General features: G+C 36.7%; 18 protein-coding genes. 8 read left to right on the top strand and 10 right to left on the bottom strand.

Annotated features, from left to right (window positions below; genetic code table 11):
- The first annotated feature begins 133 nt into the window (after positions 1-133).
- Positions 134-1,255 carry a calcium:proton antiporter gene (locus tag KO524_RS00260; RefSeq protein ID WP_219288026.1) on the top strand — a complete coding sequence of 374 codons (1,122 nt, stop codon included), beginning with the start codon at positions 134-136 and terminating at the stop codon, positions 1,253-1,255.
- Positions 1,256-1,432: 177 nt separating this feature from the next.
- A complete protein-coding gene (locus tag KO524_RS00255) occupies positions 1,433-3,820 on the top strand; it encodes a M48 family metallopeptidase (protein WP_219288024.1) in 2,388 nt (795 codons plus the stop codon).
- Between the two features lie 50 nt (positions 3,821-3,870).
- Here KO524_RS00255 and KO524_RS00250 read toward each other — a convergent pair whose 3' ends face one another.
- Positions 3,871-4,305 carry a hypothetical protein gene (locus tag KO524_RS00250; RefSeq protein ID WP_219288022.1) on the bottom strand — a complete coding sequence of 145 codons (435 nt, stop codon included), beginning with the start codon at positions 4,303-4,305 and terminating at the stop codon, positions 3,871-3,873.
- 311 nt (positions 4,306-4,616) lie between these two features.
- Between KO524_RS00250 and KO524_RS00245 the strand changes: the two genes are divergently transcribed.
- Positions 4,617-5,432 (top strand): DNA alkylation repair protein, encoded by an 816-nt coding sequence (locus KO524_RS00245; protein ID WP_219288019.1) that lies wholly within the window; start codon positions 4,617-4,619, stop codon positions 5,430-5,432.
- A gap of 190 nt (positions 5,433-5,622) precedes the next feature.
- On the top strand, positions 5,623-6,630 hold the full coding sequence (locus KO524_RS00240; protein WP_219288017.1) for an LLM class flavin-dependent oxidoreductase: 1,008 nt from the start codon (positions 5,623-5,625) through the stop codon (positions 6,628-6,630).
- A 172-nt stretch (positions 6,631-6,802) separates the two neighbouring features.
- Here the strand turns inward: KO524_RS00240 and KO524_RS00235 are convergent, their stop codons facing one another.
- Positions 6,803-8,008 carry an aromatic amino acid transport family protein gene (locus KO524_RS00235; protein WP_219288015.1) on the bottom strand — a complete coding sequence of 402 codons (1,206 nt, stop codon included), beginning with the start codon at positions 8,006-8,008 and terminating at the stop codon, positions 6,803-6,805.
- A gap of 178 nt (positions 8,009-8,186) precedes the next feature.
- Between KO524_RS00235 and KO524_RS00230 the strand changes: the two genes are divergently transcribed.
- Complete coding sequence (locus tag KO524_RS00230; protein WP_370629706.1) at positions 8,187-8,612, top strand: Fur family transcriptional regulator; 426 nt, start codon at positions 8,187-8,189, stop codon at positions 8,610-8,612.
- Positions 8,613-8,617: 5 nt separating this feature from the next.
- On the opposite strand, the gene KO524_RS00225 is transcribed toward KO524_RS00230, so the two are convergent.
- Complete coding sequence (locus KO524_RS00225) at positions 8,618-9,592, bottom strand: YpdA family putative bacillithiol disulfide reductase (protein WP_219288603.1); 975 nt, start codon at positions 9,590-9,592, stop codon at positions 8,618-8,620.
- Between the two features lie 324 nt (positions 9,593-9,916).
- On the opposite strand from KO524_RS00225, the gene brnQ reads away from it, so the two are divergent.
- Positions 9,917-11,230: a branched-chain amino acid transport system II carrier protein gene (brnQ, locus tag KO524_RS00220; protein WP_219288013.1), complete on the top strand. Its 1,314-nt coding sequence runs from the start codon at positions 9,917-9,919 to the stop codon at positions 11,228-11,230.
- A 15-nt stretch (positions 11,231-11,245) separates the two neighbouring features.
- Here brnQ and KO524_RS00215 read toward each other — a convergent pair whose 3' ends face one another.
- The gene (locus KO524_RS00215) at positions 11,246-12,187 is read right to left on the bottom strand and encodes an MBL fold metallo-hydrolase (RefSeq protein ID WP_219288011.1); all 942 of its coding nucleotides are present in this window, start codon (positions 12,185-12,187) and stop codon (positions 11,246-11,248) included.
- A 1,106-nt stretch (positions 12,188-13,293) separates the two neighbouring features.
- Here KO524_RS00215 and KO524_RS00210 point away from each other — a divergent pair.
- Together KO524_RS00210 and KO524_RS00205 are read left to right on the top strand one after the other, a co-directional pair.
- A complete protein-coding gene (locus KO524_RS00210) occupies positions 13,294-13,932 on the top strand; it encodes a helix-turn-helix domain-containing protein (protein WP_255555079.1) in 639 nt (212 codons plus the stop codon).
- Positions 13,933-14,043: 111 nt separating this feature from the next.
- Complete coding sequence (locus KO524_RS00205; protein WP_219288007.1) at positions 14,044-14,847, top strand: hypothetical protein; 804 nt, start codon at positions 14,044-14,046, stop codon at positions 14,845-14,847.
- A 33-nt stretch (positions 14,848-14,880) separates the two neighbouring features.
- On the opposite strand, the gene KO524_RS00200 is transcribed toward KO524_RS00205, so the two are convergent.
- From KO524_RS00200 to KO524_RS00175, 6 genes are all read right to left on the bottom strand, one after another.
- Positions 14,881-17,694 carry a hypothetical protein gene (locus KO524_RS00200; RefSeq protein WP_219288005.1) on the bottom strand — a complete coding sequence of 938 codons (2,814 nt, stop codon included), beginning with the start codon at positions 17,692-17,694 and terminating at the stop codon, positions 14,881-14,883.
- Between the two features lie 4 nt (positions 17,695-17,698).
- Positions 17,699-18,736 (bottom strand): hypothetical protein, encoded by a 1,038-nt coding sequence (locus tag KO524_RS00195; protein WP_219288003.1) that lies wholly within the window; start codon positions 18,734-18,736, stop codon positions 17,699-17,701.
- Positions 18,729-19,529 (bottom strand): molecular chaperone, encoded by an 801-nt coding sequence (locus KO524_RS00190; RefSeq protein ID WP_219288001.1) that lies wholly within the window; start codon positions 19,527-19,529, stop codon positions 18,729-18,731. Before KO524_RS00190 ends, KO524_RS00195 begins: the two co-directional genes overlap by 8 nt.
- 78 nt (positions 19,530-19,607) lie before the next feature.
- On the bottom strand, positions 19,608-20,150 hold the full coding sequence (locus KO524_RS00185; protein WP_219287999.1) for a hypothetical protein: 543 nt from the start codon (positions 20,148-20,150) through the stop codon (positions 19,608-19,610).
- Positions 20,151-20,268: 118 nt separating this feature from the next.
- Positions 20,269-21,135 (bottom strand): helix-turn-helix transcriptional regulator, encoded by an 867-nt coding sequence (locus KO524_RS00180; RefSeq protein WP_219287997.1) that lies wholly within the window; start codon positions 21,133-21,135, stop codon positions 20,269-20,271.
- A gap of 296 nt (positions 21,136-21,431) precedes the next feature.
- Positions 21,432-21,665: a hypothetical protein gene (locus KO524_RS00175; protein ID WP_219287995.1), complete on the bottom strand. Its 234-nt coding sequence runs from the start codon at positions 21,663-21,665 to the stop codon at positions 21,432-21,434.
- Between the last annotated feature and the right edge of the window lie 55 nt (positions 21,666-21,720).

Genomic DNA, 21,720 nt, shown 5'->3' with positions numbered 1-21,720 from the left:
GCTTAAAAAAGTTAAATTTAAAGCTTTTTGTGTTGTAAAATGAAATGAAATACGATTTAAATGCTGGTTTTCTAGTAAATAATGTTATTTTTGTTTTTTATACAATATCATCCCCTTAACTTAACTTATCTATATGCAGACAAAAAACTTTTTATGTAGGAACTTTAAAATTGACTTACCAATTTGGACCATCCTATGTCCTATATTAGCCTTATTTTTAATCAGTATAAAAGGGTTTTTTCCAGAATCTAGTTTGTTTTTGATAACACTGGGAGTGGCATTAATCGCAGCTGTATTAGCAGCTGTTCACCATGCTGAAGTTGTGGCTCACAAAGTTGGAGAGCCCTTTGGAACCATTATTTTAGCTTTGGCTATTACGGTCATTGAGGTTTCTCTTATTGTTTCCATTATGCTTTCAGAAGGAAATGAGCATCCGTCTTATCTCGCGCGGGATACGGTTTTTGCAGCAATTATGATCATATTAACGGGTATTATAGGTATTTGTCTTTTGGTAGGTGGCGTGCGTTATCGCGAACAAAATTTTATCAAGCAAGGAGTTAGTAGTGCCTTAATTACCTTAATTGCCATTGCCGTGCTAACTTTGGTTTTACCAAACTATACAACCACCTTAGCGGGAAATAGTTATTCCAACAGTCAATTGATATTTGTGGCCATCATTTCACTTATTTTATATGGTGGATTTATTTCGGTACAAACCATCAGACACCGCAATTACTTTTTACCAGAAGAAACGGAGAGTTCTGACGAGTCTTCAGAGTTGCATGTGGCTCCTCCCAACAGCATAACCACTGTTTTTGCTTTGGTTTTGTTATTGATTGCTTTGGTTGCTGTGGTGTTGCTTTCCAAAACATTATCACCGACTATCGAAGCTTTTGTCATCGAAATTGGGGCACCAAAATCTTTAGTTGGTATCATCATTGCAACGGTTATTTTATTGCCAGAAGGACTTGCTGCTTATAAGGCTGCGCGAAAAAATAGACTACAAACCAGTCTTAATTTAGCCTTGGGATCTGCCTTGGCATCCATTGGATTAACCATCCCTGCTGTAGCAGTAGTCTCGTACTTTACTGGTATGACTGTCGGTTTGGGAATTGATGCCAAATCCACCTTACTCTTGGGATTATCATTGTTCACCGTATACCTGTCCTTAAACTCGGGTCGTACCAATATTCAACAAGGTGTGGTATTACTTGTTTTGTTTGCGACCTATTTGTTTACTACGGTAGTGCCATAATAGAATTACTGAGAAACAGTGTTAAAAACAAGTGAATAAGAAATTAAAACAGGCGTACTGCCTGTTTTTTTATGTTTTTTTTTAAAAAAGTATCATGTGAAATTTATATATTATCTTTATACTTGATTTTTTTTTTCACTTAGTTTTTTATAAACATTTAAAAACGAATTAACCATTATGAGTGAGGTACAACTCAAACTAGCAGAGGTTAAAGATTTATATAGTCAGCTTCAATTTTTAGAAGAGGATACACTAGTGTCTGATGAGGAAAAGGTATTGATTTTTAATCAAAACCAACTCCTTTCGGAACAGATACTTGTGGCCATAGAAGAAGTGTTGTCCAATGATGCAAAGCAGTTGGAAGCCTTGTTTTGGAAGGTTAAAATATTTAACGGTCCCTACTTTAATGATATTTCGGTAATGTTGAATACCACCGAGCAAATTTTAGATAGTACAACAGATCGCGAACAAAAAGTAGAAGCATACGATTGGAAAGCTTGGATATACTCTGAGAAATTGGAAATGAAGGATCGTGCAATTGTAGCTTTGGAAGATAAACTGATTGAAATCTCTCAAATTCAAAACAAACGTTCTTTTCAAGATACGGAATTTGGCGATACTTATTATCGTTTAGCAACGATTTATGAACAATTGGACAAAGAAGATAGCGCGGCAGATTACTATTTGCTGTCGCATCAACACACGCCAAACCATTTCTATCAAAGTTATCACGGCGGCCGGCTTTTGCTAAAACTACACCGATTTGATGAGGCTTTTTTATTGTTAGATGCTTATAAAACCTACTATCCTGGTGAGGCCAATATCGTTTTTGCAAAAGAAATACAAGAATTATTTGATCGTGGTTTGTTGCATAATCATTGGAATCTATTTCGGTTGTTTTTTAATATCGGAATGGAATTTCATACGGAATTTGGTGTGGCTACTGTAAAAGAATGGGGGCAGAAGTTTTTGCCTTTGATTTTGACAGAGATCGATCAAAATCCGTCGAATCAATTAGCTTGGAGAATGTACGGGAGTCATTATTTGTTGATAGAAAAAAACAGCAAAAAAGCTTACGAAGGCTATACGCAATATTATCATATGGTACAGCAGATCTCGGATTCATTAGCCAGTACCTACATTATACTTTGTGATAAGCTTAAGTTGACTTTGGAGCACTTTGATTATCCCATCGAATTAGATGGCTTTAATGGCTATGCCGTCCATGTAGCATTATTGGAAAAGGCTACAGATTTAGCCGAACATGGCGAAAGGGATAAAGCTGTATATTTTTATGAACTCGCTGAATTTTATGGGAGGAAAGCTTATGCAGCCTACGACGATTATTTCACTCACGGTATAGGAACTGCAAATAATAATAGTGTCTACGAATTTGCACTGTTATGTAATAATCTAGGAGTAGTTATTAAAACTTTGATCGAGTTAAGGGAAGATAAAGTGCTTGATATGGATCAAGCCAAATTCGCCATAGGCCTACATAAAAGAGGTTATGAATTAGCTCCGTTTTGGGAAAATTTAGCCAGTGGTATTGCTATCAGTAAAATGGCCAACGATTTGGAGCAGTTAGAAGCTTTTTCAATACAGTTGCTTACCTACTATGAACCCTATACGGATTCGTGGTTTAACGTGCAATTTAATCGACTAAAAGCCTTTCAGCAAATCGACGATTTGGAAAGGGTAGAAGCTTTTTATAACGAAGTTAAAAACGGCTTTGAACAAACGAACAATGAGGATGAAGATCAAGTAAATGACATGATTAATTTCGCATTGGAGTATATTACATTTGTCCGATATGAAAAGAAAGACTATCGAAAATCCATAGATTTAATCAATGCCTTTTTTCAGGAATCTATTTATATTAAAATGGAAGAAGAAAGAGCCTATTTGTATTGGTGGTACAATTTGGGTTGGGCCTATTATAAATTAGGTGATTTGGATACGGCACAACAGTACTTTGGTAAAATGGCTGAAAAATATGGGGATATGGAAGAATTTAAATCCACCCTAAAAGATATTCCAAGCGAATTTGACAGAGAAGCAGACAGCCTTAAAGCAAAAAAAATTAGAGATTTTTATAGACAGAGACAGGATAAGGTCTTTGATTTTTCTATTACAGATAAAAGCAAACCTCATGAGCTCTACTTAAAGCAACTCATTGATTTATTTGTTGAGACGGGAGAACTGGAAGCAGAATCCTGGATAGAAGATAATATTCATATTCATTTTATTGGCAGAACGCAACGGGAAGTGCCTGACGAACAAACCCATGATTCCATGTTGGATTTTTATTTCTTAGAACCAAATGTTACCATCCGTTTTAACCTGGTGGAATGGGTAGAAACATCCAAAGGATTTTTTGGTGTAGGTGCTAAGACTAAACAAAGAAGTAAAATGTATGTGTTGTTTTACCATTTTAAAGAAAATGAAGAACAAGCCATACCGATAGATTTTGATTTGGAATCGGAATACTACCAAAGAAAAGCACAGTATTTATGGAATCTTTGGGTTACGAACTTGGTACACAATCATAAAATAGAAAGATAGTATAAAAAAAAACACCAAACGCTATTTTGTAGCCTTTGGTGTTTGCTGTATTATTTTAAGATAATAACAAAGTGTCTTTGCTCGCCTTTTTCGAAAATCACTTTAGTGATAAAATCTTGATCCTGATGCTTAATGACAAAGCGAAAAATTCCTTCTTTATAATCTGTTTTTGGTTGAAATTCTACTGGAAATTGAGCTATTCCCTCTTTGTACACCTTCAGTAAATCGTCGTTTAAATCTTTAAAAACGGTATGTCCTTTTTTATCGGTGATATTGGTCCATTCTGCAAAATCTGTTTTTTCATTGTTGGCTTGCCAAGTATAGTCGCTCAAGGCATAAATTGTTGTATTGGGTATGTTTTTTCCCAATTCGTCTTTGACAGTAATAAAAGCCATGTACTTATCTGCGGAATTGGAATCATCATCCTTAGAACAGCCCATCAACAAGGTAGAAATAAATGCAAAGAGGAATATCGTTTTTTTCATGCCAAAGTGTTTTATAAATTTAAAATAGGGGATAAATATATAATTAAAATAATTCATTTGAAATATAATGTTAAAATTTAACTAAACAATTTGTTATATCGTGTTGAATTTGATTGCAAAAAATGATAAACATGAAATTTGGCACATAATAAATCGACATGAAGTGCTTTTTTCGCAACGAAATAGGTGTTAAGCGCTAACCTAGAGGGCAGTAAATATAAAATTAAGAAGAAGTTGTTGTAGGACATGAATGAATTGATTTATAATGACTTTTTTTGCAAATTAGCATGTAATCATTAAGGAAAAAAGAAATGAAACACTTGGAAATTTTGAATCGTAAAGGTGCTATAAAGGCTGAATTGATTCCTGAAGCTGTTGTGAGCTTATTAAATCAAGGTCTTATAGAGTCCGTAAACTTGGTAGAATGGTCGGCAGTTAATCATAGGGAATTGGTTCGCAGTACTTTTCCTCAATTGGGTTTGGAGGCAATCATACCCGATATCATCGCTGTTATAGACGGCTTGGCAAAACCTTCAACAATGAAAAGCGTTGCTGCAATTGGTGAATTTCTGTATCAACATGCTTTTGAAAATCAAATCTTAGATCAACTGTACACCGCGTTGTGTGCTCATTCATCGGATAGTATCCGATGTTATGCCTGTTATATCATCGCTTTGCAAAAAGACCTAAGTATACAGCATCGATTAGAGGAAGCACGTTTTCTAATTGCAGACCCTCATTTTGGAGTTAGAGAGATTATTTGGATGGCATTACGACCAGAACTCGTCAAACAGCTCGATGAGGTTTTGCTTTATTTGTTGGGTTGGACAGGCGATTCCGACGAGCGTATTCGTAGATTTATTACAGAGGTGACCCGTCCTAAAGGAGTTTGGACGTCAACCATAGTAGCCTTAAAAAATCATCCGGAGCAAGCTTTGCCTATATTAGAAGTTTTAAGGGCAGATCCCTCTTTATATGTACAAAACAGCGTGGCTAATTGGTTGAATGATGCGAGTAAATCCCAGCCCGAATTTGTAAGAAATTTATGCGCGAGATGGAGCCAAGAATCCCATGTTCCCGCAACCCAATACATTGTTAAAAGAGCTTTGCGCACCTTAGATAAGTAAAAAGGGGAGTGTCAAAGTAGCTGCGAATTCATGCTTAGTCTATAGAAAAAAGAAGCATTTAACAACTTAGATTGTTTTTTCATTAGCTAGTAAAAAACGCGCAGATTTAGAAGCATTCCCGACAAAGCCAGTTCTTAGAAGTGTGGTTTTTTTTGTATCTTTAAGTGTTGAAAATATAGATGTAAAATAGATGAAAAGATATAAACCCCTTCAAGATATTCCGGTATCGGTATTGGATTTGGCCGTAATAGGCGTAGATATAAGTACAAAGCAAACCTTAAACAACAGCTTGTTGTTGGCCCAACATGTAGAAGCCTTAGGGTATAAGCGTTTTTGGGTGGCAGAACATCACAACATGCCCTATATAGCCAGTTCGGCTACAGCGGTTTTAATTGGATATTTAGCGCAGGGAACGGAAACCATCCGCATCGGTTCTGGAGGAATTATGTTGCCCAATCACGCGCCTTTGGTAATCGCAGAACAGTTTGGAACCTTGGAATCCCTATATCCGGGCAGAATTGATTTGGGATTGGGGAGAGCGCCAGGTACCGACGGACTTACCGCTATGGCCTTACGTAGAACCAACAACTTATCGGCCAACTATTTTCCAGAACAAGTAGCGGAATTGCAACAGTTTTTTTCCAAAGATAATGCAGCGGCTAAGGTACGTGCTTTTCCAGGTGACGGATTGGAAGTGCCCCTGTGGATTTTAGGTTCCAGTACCGATAGTGCACATTTGGCGGCAAAATTGGGATTGCCTTATGCTTTTGCCAGCCATTTTGCACCCGAACAAATACAGCACGCTTCTCAAATATATAAAAACGAGTTTCAGCCGTCCGAAAAATGGACCGAACCTTATTTTTTAGCCTGTGTCAATGCTGTGATAGCAGACACCCAAGACGAGGCCAGACGCTTGTCAACATCTTTGTACCAAATGTTTTTGGGAATTATACGAAACGACCGTAAACCCATGCAAAAACCAGTAGATTCTATGGATGAAATTTGGAGTGAAGAGGAAGAGAATTTGGTATATCAAAAATTATCCTGCAGTTTTATAGGAACCAAAGATAGTGTAAAGACCGATCTTCAACGCTTTTGCGACGTTCTAGAAATCGACGAATTGATGATTACCAGTCCTATTTACGACCATCAAGCACGACTAAAGAGTTTTGGTTTATTCAAACAAGCGATGTCATAAGGGGATGCATCTACGCTGATAGGCACATATGCAAATAGGTGTAGATGCAGATCGGTTGAAAGGCTTATCTTTTTTTACGTGTTGGGGCGAATACGCTTTAGATGATGATACGCAGATACGCTGATGTGCAAATACGTGAATCTGCGTATCTGCGTATAGACCTATCCACATCTTAGCCTACATTAGGTATTTTCCCCAGGGCAATTAAAACTTGAGTTCCAAAAATGACCATCGATAATAAAAAAATTCCGAAAAAACTGATTTTCATACCTAATGAAATTTTTTCTTGGGCGGCTTTTTTTGCCTTGATCAGCATCAATACGGGTAAAATAAGCGACAAGATTACTAAAGATATAGAGGCATAACTCAAGGCCAGGATAAATCCTTCCGGATAGTAAATAGCAAAACCTAAAGAAGGTAAAAAAGTTAAGGAAATACTTCCATAGGAATTACTGATCCATTTGTTGTTTTTGCCGAGATCTTTGATGTAATCATATAAGGCCAAAGCCACGCCTAAAAAAGAGGTTAATATAGCGGCAGCGGCAAATACATTAACAGCTATATTGGTTACTGGGGCATTAGAAATTTGTCTAATCGAAAGGATCAGACCTTCTAGGCCGGCATTGTTTTGTAGAATCGACAGAAAAATACTGTTGTCAATACTTCCAAGTACAGATAATTCCCAGATTAGATAAATGACTAAAGGAATAAGGCTTCCAACAATCATTACCAATCGCAATTGTTTGTAATCTCCTTTTAAGTAAGATACCAAACTCGGAATCACGACATGAAATCCGAAAGAAGTAAAAATAACCGGTATAGCAGCAAAAATCAGTGCGCGTTCTACGGGGAGAGTCGCCAGATTTTCGGCTTTTACAAAGGGAATTAACGCAACAATAACCACCAATAGAAAAATAAGCTTAATCGTAAAAATCCATTTGGTTGTTAAATCCACTAGTTTGGTGCCTAAGGATACGATTCCGCCGAACAGCAGGGTAAAAATCAAGGCGCTAATAGTGGGGGGTATGGAGATGTTACACCAAAGTTTGAGATTGGTACTGATGATGGCACCACCACCGGTAATATAGGCAGAGATAAGTGCATACATCAACGTGAGCATACTCACTGCGGTTATAAAAGACCCGGTTTTACCTAAATATTTTTGAGTAAGGGTATTCAAACCTACATCGTGCGGATTGTATTTATAAATTTTTACAAACAGCAACGAGGTATAACACATGGCAAGCCAAATTAAAAACAGGACAATAGTGATACCGCCAAAACCAACTCCAGCAGATATAATGGGCATGGCTAGCATACCACCACCAATGGCAGTTCCGGCAACAATTAAAATACTTCCAATAATTTTGCTACTCACGGGGATTAATTGTAAATTGAGATTATTATTATGTTTAAAAAATAAAGGTACTTTTTTAAGTTAAGAAATACCTTCATTTCGTCTTAAAAGTATAACTAACGCCATGCTTTTACTGGTAAATAACGGCTGAGGTTAAATTTAAAGACACTTTATTAATTGGAATTAAAAAATAAATGTTTTGATTATCAGTAAATTACAGTTGGAAACCGAATTGTTGAGTAAGCATATTAAGCCTACCGCAATGCGCATTTTGGTATTAGAATTTTTAAAAGCGCAGTCACAGGCAGTAAACCTTAGCGATATCGAAGGTGGTTTTGGGCAGTCCGATCGGGTTACCCTTTATAGAACACTAAAGACTTTTGAGCAAAAAGGCGTTATACATAAAATAAGTACCGGTACTGGAGTTAAATATGCCCTATGCGATTCCCGTTGTTCCGAAGACAGCCATAGAGATACCCATGTACATTTTATATGTAATCAATGTAAAAAAACCATTTGCTTAACCCAAGTACACATTCCTGAAATCGAGATTCCGTCGGGCTTTCAATTGCAGGAATACGAAGTTTTGGCTCGCGGTATTTGCGGTGTTTGCTCGACCAAATAAATAACTTATTTAGGGGTTGAACCGTTGTCGATATGGTTTAAAATCTGTTTGGCGTGTATTCGCGAGTTTTCTATAAACCATTGATGTGTGTCGAGTCCACCGCAAACCACTCCAGCTAAATACAAACCCTTTATATTGGTTTCCATCGACTGGGGGTCGTAAGCGGGAACCTTTTTTGAATCCGAGCTAAAACAAACGCCAATTCGTTCTAGAAATTCGATATTGGGGCGGTATCCAATCAAAGCCAAGACAAAATCATTAGCAAGTTCAAACAAGCCATTAGGAGTGGCTATCGAAACACGATCCGAGTATATTTCCGTGAGATGACTTTCGTAAAACACTTGTATAGATCCTTCGGAAATTCGGTTTTCTATATCGGGACGAACCCAGTATTTCACATGACTTCCGATGGCTTTATCTCGAATAACCATAGTGACTTTAGCCCCTTTTCTATAACATTCTAAGGCTGCATCAACCGATGAATTGCTACCACCAACCACAACTACTTTTTGTTGTGCATAATAATGAGGGTCTTTATAATAATGTGCCACTTTGGTGAGTTCCTCACCGGGAACATGTAAATAATTCGGCACGTCATAGAAACCCGTGGCAACAATCACTTGGGTAGCGGTATAATTGGCTTTGGTAGTCTGAATGTTGAAAAAATCGGTTTTATAAACACCTAATACCTCTTCAAATAGTTGTATTTTTAAATCGCGAGATTCTACGATACGCCTGTAATACTCTAGCGCTTCGTTTCGTTTGGGTCTGTTTTCTATACTGGTAAATGGGATGTTGTCCAATTCCAATAATTCCGAAGAAGAGAAAAACTGCATTTGGGTTGGGTAATGATATAAGGAATTTACCAAACAACCTTTTTCAAGGATCAAATAGCTTTTGTTTTTCTTTTTGGCTTCCAAAGCACAAGCGATTCCTATAGGACCGGCGCCAATGATAATAATGTCGTAGAAGTGGTTCATGAATATATTCTTGATTTCAAGCAGTATATACTCAAAAACCGTTCCCATATAGGTTTACTGTTGAAGTTTAAGTAGACAAAGCTGAAGTGTAAATGGGTAGAATTTATTAGATTTATGGAGATAATTCCAAGATAAGGTTATATTTGTAAACCGATTTATACCGATATGGATGTAAATCGCGTATAAAAATAGAATATACTGCAAAATAATAGCACTACTACTTATATGATATTATAGTATTTCTTAATGTTAAATATAAATATATTGGCGTGGATTAAAAACAAGTGACTTTGTTTTTAATTTACTATTTAATACCGTTTTTAAATGAATTCTAAAAAAATCAGCGACTCCGTAACAATTGGATTTGCGCTATTTGCTATGTTTTTTGGCGCAGGCAATTTATTGTTGCCTCCAACATTAGGCTTAAATGCCGGAGTTAACTGGATTGCCTCCATTTCAGGTTTTAGTTTAACGGCTATTTTAGCGCCATTTTTAGGAATTCTAGCCGTATTGTTTTCCGGTGAAACCTTTACCGATTTGGGGGCGCGAATCAATAAGTATTTTGCGGTGATTTTGGCTATAGTAATCATGCTGAGCATCGGTCCCTTGGTCGCAATTCCACGTACAGCAGCAACTACTTTTGAAGTAGGAGTAGTGGCATTGGTTCCCGATTTTAGTCCAATTATTTCTTCTATTATCTTTTTTGCAATAACCTTGTTGTTGTCTATATCGCCGTCTAAAGTAGTTGATATTATAGGTAAATTCTTAACACCTTTACTGTTGCTTATATTGGTCGTACTGGTTGCTATGGGAGTATGGAATCCGTTGAGCACTGACTTGGGTACAGATACCCCTGTTGGAGAAGCTTTTATAAATGGATTTAGAGAGGGATATCAAACGATGGATGTGTTGGCCTCGGTTATTTTTGCAAGCATAATAATATTGGCAGCCAAAGCCAAAGGTTATGTTACTATAAGTGAGAAAACCAAGATTACTATGGCAGCTGGAATGATTGCTATGTTTTGTTTGTTGTTTATCTACGGAGGTTTGGTCTATCTAGGAGCCACTTCGGGTTATGATACTTCAACCGATTATAAACGTTCCGATTTGTTGCTGCATATATCCCAAAATATATTGGGCACCAGTGGTACGGCTGCTTTGTCTTTATGTGTAGCTCTGGCTTGTTTAACAACGGCCATCGCCTTGACTTGTGCTGTGGGAACCTTCTTCAGCGGTCTAACCAAAGGTTTGCTCAGTTATAGGGTTGTGGTTATTGCAACCTGTATATCGTCCAGTGTACTTGCTGTAAAAGGGGTAGATGAAATAATTGAATATGCCAGTACCTTCTTAGCGGTGGTTTATCCAATCACCTTAGCAATGGTTTTGTATATCGTTTTATTTGGAAAAATAGTCTTTAGAAAAGCCCCTTTTATCGGGGCTGTCGGAGCTACATCTGTTATTGCTTTACTCGAGTTTGCTGCCCGCTTCAACTTTCAGAAAGAAAATATAGCGCTTTTTAAATCCTGGATTCCGCTACAACAATACGACTTGGCTTGGGTAGTACCCTCATTCGTGTGTTTTGTGCTTTTTTACTTGGTCGATTTACTTTTATTTCCGCAACCTAAAAAAGTCGAATAAGTCTGTGCATCTCTATTAAAAAAGAAGGCGCTCTCCTTGTTTTGGGAAAATATAGTCAAGGCCTAATGGGTTGTTTTCTTCCAACTCTTTTTTAATGGTCTCGATTTGGTCACCACCGGGTTTTAAATGGGTAATAATCACCTTAAAACGATCGAGACTTCCCTTTCCGGCATAAGATTCCAATACTTGGAGCTCTTCTACTAAGAGTTTTGGTGTTAAATGACCGTATAGAGCATTTTCGGGTTGACTATTGGGAAAGGATACCTCAATCAATATGGTTTTTAGTTTTTTGGATTGCAGTAGTGGAGCCGTATTTTTCCATAAACGGGCTAGATTGTCCGATTTTTCTATGCGATCAGCGCCGGTATCTCCTAAATACAAAACAACAGCTCCTACATTGTTCTCAACCAGTACAGCCGAACTTTTGCTAAAATCACCGTGACTTAGTTCAAATGCTTCTATCTGTAAGCCGGTGTTTTCTATTTTTTGTTTGGTTTGCGTGTCCAGCTTTTTATAAGTGTATTTGTTGAGCACAGGACTTGCACCTTCATTGGCGAAATTCGACCAAGGGCCGTTGGTGAAATAATATTTTTTAAAGATATCGATCACATAGTCCATCGCATAAATATTCTTCTTACTGTCGTCTGGGGAATTGATAATCAAACCGGCCAAATGATCCAAGTGACCGTGGGAGATAAAATATCCTTTGATATAAGATTTTAATACAACCGCTTCTGTAGCTGTAAAGGTTTGGTTGGCGATGGCAACTTGAATGCCCGAACGCAGTGTTCCGGCATCCAAAGCTAAAAATGCATTTTTACCCGGTTCTCCAATTAAATAGGCCGAAAGGTTGCTTTCATCGCCGCCGCCATATACGCCTAAAGGAACCAATTCAAAGGATTGCGACCACAATATAGCGTGAAAGGGAAGAAGTAGAAACAGGAACAGCTTTTTCATGTTGTTTTTTTTCAAAGTTATTACTTTTGTGGCGATTGGTGTGAGTTCCCTATAAAAAAGTCCTATATCGCTAGATAAAAGTTGTTGTTGAGGTAGGTATGGTCTCATTTAGTTTGTTTAAAATACAAAGCGGAAATAACCGCAAAAACAGTGGAATCACAGTGCAATATCGGTTTGGTTTTTAGCGTTAGTCCGTACAAACCATATATCAAAATTCAATCGCGCTTTTGGAGGTCGCGCCCATACCTTTGTTAGTATTGTTTATAAAATTACCGTGGCATTTATTTAGGAGCAATAAGAAGAAGTTTATACCAAAAAAATGAGTTTTAAAACGAATCACAAACGGTCAGGTTTAATACGTTTTGTGTCAAAAATGACGAATGTTTCGTTTTGGAATAGATATTTTTACTATATCGGCATATTGGGGACTTAATCGTTAGTTATCTGTGGACTTCTGGGCAATAATTTGAGGATATTTAAAAAAATCAAACATGCATTTGATCTATTTCCGTATTTTCTTTATAGAAAATATTTTTTTTGTAAATTGTAATATGGAGTACATTTGCGGCAAAATGCAGAATGATATCGAATGGATTAGGGATGAACAGCAGCTCTTTTTTAAGAATTAGATAATTATTTTTAGATAGTTATGGATACATTGTTTTTTAAACCAAATAAATATGTTTTTTTTTAATATAATTGAGGATTTTAAATTTCGGTTTAAATCGTTTTAAATTCTTGTTTTTCAGCTTTTTGTGTTTTTATATCTTGTTGTGTGCCTAGCTATAAAGTGAATTTAATTCGGTAAAGTGATATAATAAATGTGACTTTTGAGTTTTTTGGAGTCTAAATTAGACATAATGCCTTTTATTTTGTCGCTATTTTGATTGTGAAAATAGTTAGACATATAATTGGTGTGTTTTTTGAATAAAGATTTATATAACTGCACTATTGGCGATTAAATACTATTTTATAAACACTCCCTTGTTTTGCAACAAGTGTATAAAATAGAGTTTGCTCTTAAATCAATAGAGGAGATTTGATAAAGCAAGGAACTTCGATTTTAAGTCGATAGTTAAGTGTATAACACATAATGTGAATATGGAATGCTAGATACAAATATTATTTTAAAACGACTTAAAACTCACTTAAATGTGAAGACTGATTTGCAGTTATCTAAAATTTTGAAGGTAAAACCCAACACGATTTCTTCTTGGAAGAAAAGAAATAGTATGCAGTTTGATTCGGTTATCGATGTCTGTGAAACCCATCATATTGATTTAAATGAACTTCTTTATGGAGTTAATAAGTTAAAACTACCCTATGCAGCTGAAGGTAAGGATAATGTTGGGGTCAAAATGATCAGTTCAGATATGCAATTTCAGTATGTGTTGCAGTCTGAAAAGATTTTACCTAGCTTACGCGCTTATCACTTTCCCTTTTTGGATCACTGTGAGATTGCATTTCAGGTTATTAGCGAAAACATGACACCGACTATTCGGGTCAGTAGTTTTGCGATTTGTCAGAAAGCCAATCTTTTAGGTTTGGTCGAAGGAAATATCTATGTCTTGGTCGATTTTAATAAAGGCATTTTTCTACATCGATTTAAATCGGTTCTCAATGCAGAGGAGTTGCTGTTTACCAGCGATAATTCTTTTTTTAACGACAAAATATTTAGAAGAGAAAGCATAGGGGAATTATGGGAAATAAAAGCGGCTTATTTGGGCAATATGCTTTCCATTTAAGAGGCAGCATGACGTCCTAATCACGTGGAACTGTTGTGCTGCATATTTTGCTTTCAAATGTTTTTTAAATGAGATAATTGATTAATTTCGTTTTTTTAAAATTTTGTTAAAATGAAAATTATTTTTATTGTCTTATTTTTTGTTTTAGGGTCGTTTTTCACTAGGGCACAATGTAAAGAAACCATTTCTGGCGATTTTCAATCTAAGGAATACAGTTCGCCTTGTCCGGTTTTTAATTTTAGTTTTGACGGTATAAACGCTAAGGGATGGGTATATGCATCAAAATCCTTAGACATTAGTTTGGTTGCCGACGAAATCCTACCGGTGAAAGAGACTTTAGAGCAACAATTACAAGCCTATGTAGGCGATGAGTTTTTTTCCAAAATGAAATTTAAGTCGGTAGATATAAGTAATTACGACAGCATTCAGAAATTTAGTGGACGCTACCCTCCCGTAGATATGTATGCCTGTAAAACCAAATATTTTTTCTATTATTATTACTATCCCAATCCTCAAATTAAGTATTGCATTGGCATTGCCTTAGACGATAAAAAAAACATCATATCTTCATTTAACTTTCCTCAAAAAGAACATTACTTACCGGAAGAAGCCGGATTAGATTATTGTAAAGTCATGGAATTGGTTAAGAAAACGGGTACCAAAGTGGAGCCCATTGAATCGGTCTCTTTTGATTTTGATCCGGAAAAGCAAAAGTTTTTTTGGTGGATAAAACAAAAAATTGTCAATCCGAAAGAAGGGGAAAACCAGCGCAATGAAATCAGTATTGAAGCGGCCAATTCAATGCAAGTAGTATCGTACATGAAGGTGATTTTATTGGATGCTAGAGGGGTGCCCATAAGTAGAACCCAAGAAATAAAAAGCACACCCATTAAAAGAAACCGAGCAGCACTTTAGTTTATGGAGCTGCTCTGGCTCGTATAAATACCGCTATTTTCCAAAACGCTTAATATCGACCTTGCGTTCTTTAACCTTTAGGATAATAGGCTCAATAATCTGTGAATTGCCTTTGCTAATAACTAGTTTTCTACTGGTTTCTTCGGTATAAACGTTTTTAGGCAACAGGCTGTGGTCCACTGTTATCTCATAAGTACCTAAGGGCAGATAGGCCATGAATTCCCCTTGGTCGTTGGTTTTAAAATCAAACACTTTGCCCTGTTGGTTTTTTAGAATCACCCCAAGACCGGAGCGATTTCCAGTTACTTCAAACTGCAAGTTTTGACTGAATACATACTCAAATTTTCCTCTTAAATTACCTGTTTCTTGAAGTGGGATAGATCGCTGTAAGTTTTTGGAAACCAGGTTTTCGTCGTATTCTTCGGCCATCCAGTTTTTACCTTTTAAAGAAATGTGGTATGAGCCATAAGGAACTCCTCTGTATTTAACCGTACCGTCTTTCTGGGTAACAAAAGCCGACTCATTGATCATCACAATCCTATTAGCAGCAGGCTCGTCGCCATCGTCATAAATGCCATTCGTGTTGCGGTCGTAATAACAAAAAAGTTGAATAGTGCCTTTTTTGACTGTTATGGTGCTACTAGTATTGGGTAAGGCCTGACTGATACCGGCTTGCAAATAACTGTTTTGAGTTTCGTATTGGTTGTTTTGATAATAATATTGATTCAACGACACAAAGACAGTGGTATTCTTAAACGCTTTCCATTCGCTAGTAGCCGCAATCATATAATTATCACCTGAAAAAGTGTCTTTGCTGTACATGGCACTGAGATTGATAGATAAGCGCTCTTGCCAAAAGCTCTGTCGATAACTGGGCATGATGGATAGACGTTCCAGTTTTTCATTGGAATTAAAAGCGTTAAACAAACCTTCTGTAAGCATAAAATTTCCCTGTTGAAAATAAGTACTCACTTGAAATCCTTGGAAGCTCCAGGTCAATTGTGTTTTGTGTATCAATTGGTTGTCAGCTGAAAAAGGATATCTTGCAATACCTTGATTCATGGATAAATACAATAAATGCTTTTGGTTTTTACTGCTCCAGTTTACCGTTTCGTTTAAAATATAGGATTGATAACGGATTTCTTGAAATGAGGTGCTAGGCTGTATAAAAAATTGTCCTTTTTCAAAGGAAAACTGAGGAATAATACTCAATCTAAAATTCGAGGGAAGTGAAAAATTTATTCCCCATTCCCCGCGAAAGTTTTCCGAATCATTCTGATAACTGAAAGCTTCATCTATATATTCCGGCCTGTAGTTATAATAATTGATACCCGCCCAGATCAGATAAGTGTTAAAGCTTCTTGAAATACGCTCGTCAAAAGATAAAATCCCTTTTCGTATTCCCGGATAATAGCCACTGCTGTAATAATTGTTACTAATCAATTGATAAGCGCCTGCATTTCCTTGAATATTCGCCCCGACTGCTAAAGAGGGTTTATAGGGAAGTTTGTAATCTGTTGTACTGGCTCCGGTAAAACCATTGGATAATCGGAACTCATAATTCCAGTTTTGATTTGGCGTATAGGCTAAATTATTGGACGCGATATAACTGTCGATACCGTAGTTTCTATCGAAAATAACAGAACTATAGACCTTTGTCTTATCACTGAATTCAAATTTGTGTTTTGCAAAAGCGGCAAAGCCTTGAGTATCCCAAGTCGAGGCGCCAATGAGATTATAAGTTTTATCGATAAAGCCTAACTCCGTTATCTTCTCTTGATTTTCTCCAACAGTATAGGCTTTAATTCCGCGCCCTGCTAGATTCATTTCGAGTTCATTTTCTTGTATGTTTCCCAACAGCAAACCTTTGCCGTTCTCTTCATATTCAACCCAGGTATTGGTAAATAGCGGTTCGAGTACAGATTGATTCCAATAAGTACCATCCACGCTAAACGCCAATTTTCCTTTATTGAGTTGCATTTCATTTTTTGCGAATAGAGAATAAGATGGAAACTGGCCTACTAAATCCCTTGCACTAAGGCTTATTTTGTTGCTGTTCCAATGATTGGGTGTATAGCCATTATTGGTTTGAGGTGAATAGCGACGATCTCCTGATGCATTTTGAACCGTAAAAAGGGTATTTCCTATAAAATCGTTATTTTCGTATAAGGCGGCTATATTTACCGTAAAATACTCCAATGACATCAATTCGCGATCGATAATTTTACTGAATTGAATGGTGATATCCGTAAAGGGTTTGAGTTCTATTTCTTTGTTTTGTTGGGTATTTTGAAACGCTAGTTTCGGAAACGACGCGATCAATTTAATGCGTTCTGTTTGATTTCCATTATTGAATACACGTACGCTCGCTCGTATGGAGTCGCCTACCTGCTTCATCATGATTTGTGTTTCTAACGGTACTATGCGAATTTGGTGCTTTGGTGCAATCGTGATTGTCGTATGAGCATTCGCGGAGCTGTCATTATTTAAATTGATGACGTTAAATTTAATCAGTGAGCTACCTGCCGGATGCTGTCTGTTAACCCATAATTTTATCGGTAAATAAGAAGATTCTCCTGCTGCGAGGTGAATTGAAATGGGGCCTTTGTTTACTCGGCTAATAAATTCATTGGTATCCACGTCTAAGGTTCCAACAAAATCTTTAGAACTGTTGTTTTTTAAAGAAGCCACGATGGATACTAGTGATTCATTAGCGGCGAGAATTTCGATATCGGTTTTTAAGCTGATATCTGGAGTGGTCGTAACTTGGCTCCATAGCGCAGTATTTACAAGTAAAAACAACAACAGTAAACGCTTAATATAAGGTTTTTCTAAAACTAAGTGCATCGATCTATTGTGGCGTTAACGTATAGATTAACGTGGTGGTGTATGTAGTTGCTTGAGCTTCTAATAAGCGGGAGTCATTAGGAGGCGTAGCGTATTTTAAATGAAAAAATTTAGGTGTCATACTAGCGGTATTGCTCTGGTAAATCGTTTGATAAGCGGTGCTTAAATCGACGGATCTGATCTGAGATGTGGTGTTGCTATCTATTACTGACAATTTGATAATACCGATAGGTAATTCAAATTGGTTTGCGGTTAATTGAGCGCTGGTCGAGCGTACCTGTATAGAATATGGGGTAGAAGCAATAACTTTTAAAGCATTGTCATATTGCACTTGTGTTCCATATACATAATCCGAAATGGTTTTTAGATTTAAAATACTGTTTTTAGCATTAATATTGACTTCAATTCCATAGGTGGTCTCTATAGGCGGACTGTCCGTAGGCATTACTTGCAAGGAATAATTTGAGATATTATCTTGAGAAACTATGTTCCCGGCTGCATTTCTTAAGGTCACTAGGCAGTTAAAAGTATAATTTTGCCAGCTTTTTAAATTTTGTAAATAAGAACCTCCTGCGATAATGATATCGTAAACTATTTTTACTTGATTGTAGGTACCTGCAGGACTGACTAATTTTAACGGTGAATTTTGTATTAAATGGACATCGGACTGTTGCATAAAAATCGGATTGGGATTCGCTCCGATGGTTGTTATCGTTGGAGTGATACCCTGTATGCTGCCTTCGATATGATTAATTCTCATAGCTATTTTATCAGCGGGAAATATTTTGCCTTCCGAATTGCGAATAGGATTGGTTATTCGTACTGTTAGAGTCCAATTCTCCAAGTTTGAATTGCCTCGGAGGTTCATTTGTATGCTACTGTGGTTTGTTTTTGTTATTCCCTGATAACTACTGATTGGAATAAAACCATCAGAATAGGTGTTAATGTCTACATTCGGCTGAGCCTGAACAACTGTTATACACAACAGTGCCATAAAGAAAAGGGCGCATTTAGCTAAAGAGGTAGGAAATGCTTTACTCATGAGAAAAACTTAATTCAGCCATTTTTATAGTTGCATCATCACCATAGTTTAAAATAGCCGTCGCGATATATTTACCTGGGGCTAAATCATCTGGAAGTGCAATGATTATCTTTCTAGAATCGTTGGGTATGGTGTAAAAAACGGCGTCGGATAATTGGGTTTTCGCACCGGTTTCCTGATTGATCAGTTCGCAATTTAAAGTACCATCTGCCCAAATATTACCGTTATTGGTGAATTCGAGTAGTAAATCTTTAGTATCACTGTAGCTGAAATTGTCTATTTCCAGTTGTGGCAATCGAGCTCCGGGGTAGCGTTGGTATATTTTGATACCGGTTCGCACCGAAACTTTGATGTTGGCGCCGTGTTCATTGACCGCATCTTCAGGATTGATTTGAGTGATATACAACATGGCTGTATGAACGGGAATGGGGTCCGAAATAGTAGGCGGAGGTGAAACAATTAACTCCATTTCATGGGTTTCACCGGGGGCCAAGGAGAAATAGGATTGCGGTAAAATAGAAATCCAATTGGCGCACGAATTGGGTAGTGTACCCGCGTCGTGAATCAAATTACTACCATAGGAATCGTAATTCCAATCATTTAAAGATACGGCCAAATCCAAGCGTGTCGTTTTACTTGGATTACTGACCAATATCTTTTTGCTTTCGCTTTGTCCTGCTGCTACGGTAAAGTAATTTCGCGGTGGACTTACGGAAATACCAGATTGGGCTTGAATGCTTGTATAAGCCAAAACCAGTAGTAGAATTGTTGAAAATCTGCGGAATGCAATCATAGTAATAAAGTAAAAAGAGCAATTAAAAAGGGTGTTTTCTAATTGCTCTCTTAGTGAAAATAATAAAGTGATTATTTATTATTGAGCTTCGATAGTATAAACTACTGTAGTCGAATAAACAGTAGGACTTTCTTCTTTAAAGTACTTATTAACATATTTGTCTGCACCTGCAGCTGCATAGTTAATGTTGAACTTTTTATCAAATCCACCTTTAGTGTTTGAAATCAACAATTGTGGTTCAATAGAAAGTCTAACCGTTTTTAAAACGGAACCTCTTAATTCAGAAGAACCCAAAGATGGTGTAATTTTAATATCCTTTGCTGCAATATCTGTCGTAACTACTGCGGTGTTAGGATTTTTCAATGTTGTAGCTGTAGATCTTACATTTACTGCAAAAGCTCCAGTACTGTAGATACTAAGGTGGTCAAGTTGATCAGACGTAACCCCATTGGTATAATGGTCTTTCTCTACATAGTCTAAGTTTACACGCTTACCGGAATTAATTTCGATAGTTTGGATAGGGTGTAACGTTACCGATAAAGCTACTTCTGCACTAGATTGTGCTGTTGCTGTAAAAGCTGTTACTGCAAGTAACGCGCTGAATAGAAGTGTTTTTTTCATTTTTTTGTCGTTATTAAAGTGCTCCTGGGTGTGTGATTTGAAGCGATGCAAATGTAATGCGAGTTTTTAATAACAACTGATGAAAAAAGACAATTAATAGATGATAAATATCATTTTTTTAAAGGTATTTATTCCTAAATTCTGAGGGCGATTCGTTGGTGTAATTCTTAAAAAAAGAACTGAAATTAGTTTCCTGACTAAAGCCCAATTCGATGCAAATATCCTTCACTGTTCGATCGGTATTGGCTAAGAATATCTTCGATTTTTCAATCAATAAATCAATCAAAATCGCCTTGGCCTTTTTGCCAAAAACACGTTCAGTAGCCTTGTCTAGACTGCGTTTGGTGATGTTTAATCGGTCAGAATAATAGCCAACATTCTTCTCTTCAATAACCTTTTCCAAGGCCATTTTTTTAAAGGCAGAAGCGATTTTAAATTCAGAAATATCTAGGGAAGTGTCTTGAATAACCACGTCGTTCTCTTCCAATCCGTTGAGTATGATCCGTTCTACTATATTGTGAGCAATGCCCCTTTTAATCGGATTTGTCAATGAAATTTCCGAATCGGCTAGGTACCGAAAATAGGCATTTTTAAACACCGATATCTTATCTATAAAATTTTTAGCTTTATAAAAGCGATCGTTATTGGCGAAGAGCGGGTTGTTTTCTAATTGGAAAATTTCCAAATCAGTTCTAGCGTAGAAAAAAGCACTAAAAATTAACAAATAGGCATGTTTGTTTTTCTGAGTTAAAAAATGATGTAGTTTGTTTGGACCTATAAAAAGAAAATGATTTTCAGGAATTAAAACCGTTGTTGTATTAATTACATGAGTGTATTCTTGTTTTCCAGTCCAAAGTATCGAATAACACGGCCATCTCTGGTCGGTAAGTACTTCGGGGAAATTCGTTAACAAGCTGTCTAAACTCAGTAAACAAATGCTTTTTAATTGTGTAATAAAGTTTGGGTGAATGTTAGGATTAAGCATGATTAGTTTTTACGCCTTTCAAATAGCGACGTTAAGGTTTTGTGATTAATAGGTGTAATGGTACAAATATATTTTATTTTAATGAGATTTTGTTAAATTTTTATTTATAGATGACGATTTGAGATTTTTCAAGGGGTTTGAAGGCTTTTTTTAAGGCACATTTTGCCAGTTGCAATAAAGATAGTAATTTTTTTAAACCCGGTGTTTACGGATGAAAACGGATTCTCCTCGGGCTTGTATTTCAGGGATATATACCAAAATAAAAATCCCCAGTTATTTACTGGGGATGGTGATGACTAATATTCACTTCGTCTTGGTCGTTTATCTTGAGCTTTAGTGCTTTTGTAAAGCGTAAAAGCGCCTACTAGCGCACCGGCTGCTAATAAATAGGGTAAGTAATCGTCTATGGGAACAGGCTCTTCTTCTGGCTCGTCACGATCGCCCGGAGGGTCTAGAGGTCCTGCATAGATAGCAGTTTGAAAACAGACTAATAAACCGAGTAGGGATAGGGTTTTAAAATATTTTTTCATAAGAATGATGATTAAATCCGTCTCCGTAAATCGGAGACGGATTGTTGGTTAGTTG

Origin of the sequence: Flavobacterium sp. NKUCC04_CG (genome assembly GCF_019345525.1) — a bacterium.
Classification (GTDB): domain Bacteria; phylum Bacteroidota; class Bacteroidia; order Flavobacteriales; family Flavobacteriaceae; genus Flavobacterium.
This window is presented reverse-complemented; position numbering and strand designations above follow the sequence as displayed.

Coding starts and splice junctions, on each gene's coding strand:
- KO524_RS00200 (WP_219288005.1), bottom strand. CDS start 17,694: ATGCACTTAGTTTTAGAAAAACCTTATATTAAGCGTTTACTGTTGTTG.
- KO524_RS00240 (WP_219288017.1), top strand. CDS start 5,623: ATGAAAAGATATAAACCCCTTCAAGATATTCCGGTATCGGTATTGGAT.
- KO524_RS00215 (WP_219288011.1), bottom strand. CDS start 12,187: ATGAAAAAGCTGTTCCTGTTTCTACTTCTTCCCTTTCACGCTATATTG.
- KO524_RS00190 (WP_219288001.1), bottom strand. CDS start 19,529: ATGATTGCATTCCGCAGATTTTCAACAATTCTACTACTGGTTTTGGCT.
- brnQ (WP_219288013.1), top strand. CDS start 9,917: ATGAATTCTAAAAAAATCAGCGACTCCGTAACAATTGGATTTGCGCTA.
- KO524_RS00205 (WP_219288007.1), top strand. CDS start 14,044: ATGAAAATTATTTTTATTGTCTTATTTTTTGTTTTAGGGTCGTTTTTC.
- KO524_RS00225 (WP_219288603.1), bottom strand. CDS start 9,592: ATGAACCACTTCTACGACATTATTATCATTGGCGCCGGTCCTATAGGA.
- KO524_RS00195 (WP_219288003.1), bottom strand. CDS start 18,736: ATGAGTAAAGCATTTCCTACCTCTTTAGCTAAATGCGCCCTTTTCTTT.
- KO524_RS00260 (WP_219288026.1), top strand. CDS start 134: ATGCAGACAAAAAACTTTTTATGTAGGAACTTTAAAATTGACTTACCA.
- KO524_RS00180 (WP_219287997.1), bottom strand. CDS start 21,135: ATGCTTAATCCTAACATTCACCCAAACTTTATTACACAATTAAAAAGC.
- KO524_RS00250 (WP_219288022.1), bottom strand. CDS start 4,305: ATGAAAAAAACGATATTCCTCTTTGCATTTATTTCTACCTTGTTGATG.
- KO524_RS00175 (WP_219287995.1), bottom strand. CDS start 21,665: ATGAAAAAATATTTTAAAACCCTATCCCTACTCGGTTTATTAGTCTGT.
- KO524_RS00255 (WP_219288024.1), top strand. CDS start 1,433: ATGAGTGAGGTACAACTCAAACTAGCAGAGGTTAAAGATTTATATAGT.
- KO524_RS00210 (WP_255555079.1), top strand. CDS start 13,294: ATGCTAGATACAAATATTATTTTAAAACGACTTAAAACTCACTTAAAT.
- KO524_RS00245 (WP_219288019.1), top strand. CDS start 4,617: ATGAAACACTTGGAAATTTTGAATCGTAAAGGTGCTATAAAGGCTGAA.
- KO524_RS00185 (WP_219287999.1), bottom strand. CDS start 20,150: ATGAAAAAAACACTTCTATTCAGCGCGTTACTTGCAGTAACAGCTTTT.